The 1,224-nt window shown below is 50.9% G+C and carries 12 tRNA genes; all 12 read left to right on the top strand.

From position 1 onward, the window contains the following. The first annotated feature begins 46 nt into the window (after window positions 1-46). The 12 genes from HMPREF3186_RS02960 to HMPREF3186_RS02905 all read left to right on the top strand — a co-directional run bounded on the left by HMPREF3186_RS02960 (window position 47) and on the right by HMPREF3186_RS02905 (window position 1,162). A tRNA-Lys gene (locus HMPREF3186_RS02960) sits at window positions 47-122 on the top strand. A gap of 7 nt (window positions 123-129) precedes the next feature. Next, window positions 130-214 (top strand) — tRNA-Leu (locus tag HMPREF3186_RS02955). A gap of 13 nt (window positions 215-227) precedes the next feature. Further along, a tRNA-Gly gene (locus HMPREF3186_RS02950) sits at window positions 228-302 on the top strand. Window positions 303-316: 14 nt separating this feature from the next. Further along, window positions 317-403: transfer RNA gene (locus HMPREF3186_RS02945), tRNA-Leu, on the top strand. Window positions 404-411: 8 nt separating this feature from the next. Beyond that, window positions 412-488, top strand: a tRNA-Arg gene (locus tag HMPREF3186_RS02940). A 10-nt stretch (window positions 489-498) separates the two neighbouring features. Then, a tRNA-Pro gene (locus HMPREF3186_RS02935) sits at window positions 499-575 on the top strand. A gap of 29 nt (window positions 576-604) precedes the next feature. Further along, a tRNA-Ala gene (locus HMPREF3186_RS02930) sits at window positions 605-680 on the top strand. A gap of 27 nt (window positions 681-707) precedes the next feature. Continuing rightward, window positions 708-784 (top strand) — tRNA-Met (locus tag HMPREF3186_RS02925). A gap of 28 nt (window positions 785-812) precedes the next feature. Next, window positions 813-889, top strand: a tRNA-Ile gene (locus tag HMPREF3186_RS02920). An 8-nt stretch (window positions 890-897) separates the two neighbouring features. After that, window positions 898-990: transfer RNA gene (locus tag HMPREF3186_RS02915), tRNA-Ser, on the top strand. A gap of 10 nt (window positions 991-1,000) precedes the next feature. After that, window positions 1,001-1,074 (top strand) — tRNA-Met (locus HMPREF3186_RS02910). Between the two features lie 12 nt (window positions 1,075-1,086). After that, window positions 1,087-1,162: transfer RNA gene (locus tag HMPREF3186_RS02905), tRNA-Asp, on the top strand. Window positions 1,163-1,224 lie beyond the last annotated feature (62 nt).

Here is a 1,224-nt window from a genome sequence, read left to right as displayed (position 1 = left end):
GTAGGTCGGGGGTTCAAGTCCTCTGGCCGGCACCATTTAGAATTTAGAGCCATTAGCTCAGTTGGTAGAGCATTTGACTTTTAATCAAAGGGTCGAAGGTTCGAGTCCTTCATGGCTCACCATTCTTTTGCGGGTGTGGCGGAATTGGCAGACGCACTAGACTTAGGATCTAGCGCCTCACGGCGTGGGGGTTCGACTCCCTTCACCCGCACCATTTCTAAGTATTCGCGAAAGTAGTTCAGGGGTAGAACATCACCTTGCCAAGGTGAGGGTCGCGGGTTCAAATCCCGTCTTTCGCTCCAATAGTTAATATAGTGCCGGGGTGGCGGAACTGGCAGACGCACAGGACTTAAAATCCTGCGGTAGCAATACCGTACCGGTTCGATTCCGGTCCTCGGCACCATTATATTAGCGCCCATAGCTCAATTGGATAGAGCGTTTGACTACGGATCAAAAGGTTAGGGGTTCGACTCCTCTTGGGCGCGCCATTTAGAATCACGGGAAGTAGCTCAGCTTGGTAGAGCACTTGGTTTGGGACCAAGGGGTCGCAGGTTCGAATCCTGTCTTCCCGACCATTGAAAATATATATAAACATTATTAATTTGGGGCCTTAGCTCAGCTGGGAGAGCGCCTGCTTTGCACGCAGGAGGTCAGCGGTTCGATCCCGCTAGGCTCCACCATTTTAAATAATGAATTTAGCCTTTATTGGCGGCGTAGCTCAGCTGGCTAGAGCGTACGGTTCATACCCGTAAGGTCGGGGGTTCGATCCCCTCTGCCGCCACCAATAATAGTTAGTGAATTCACAGGAACACGGACTCTTAGCTCAGTTGGTTAGAGCTATCGGCTCATAACCGATCGGTCGCAGGTTCGAGTCCTGCAGAGTCCACCATTAATCAAGGAGGAATACCCAAGTCCGGCTGAAGGGATCGGTCTTGAAAACCGACAGGAGTGTAAAAGCTCGCAGGGGTTCGAATCCCCTTTCCTCCTCCATTTTTATTATCGCGGGATGGAGCAGTCTGGCAGCTCGTTGGGCTCATAACCCAAAGGTCGATGGTTCAAATCCATCTCCCGCAATTTTTAATACTAGGTCCCGTGGTGTAGCGGTTATCACGCCTGCCTGTCACGCAGGAGATCGCGGGTTCGATTCCCGTCGGGACCGCCATTTTTTTATGTCAAAATTAAATAATGCCTCGATAGCTCAGTTGGTAGAGCAATGGATTGAAG

Source organism: Gemella haemolysans (assembly GCF_001553035.1).
In the GTDB taxonomy this organism is placed as follows: domain Bacteria; phylum Bacillota; class Bacilli; order Staphylococcales; family Gemellaceae; genus Gemella; species Gemella haemolysans_B.
This window is presented reverse-complemented; position numbering and strand designations above follow the sequence as displayed.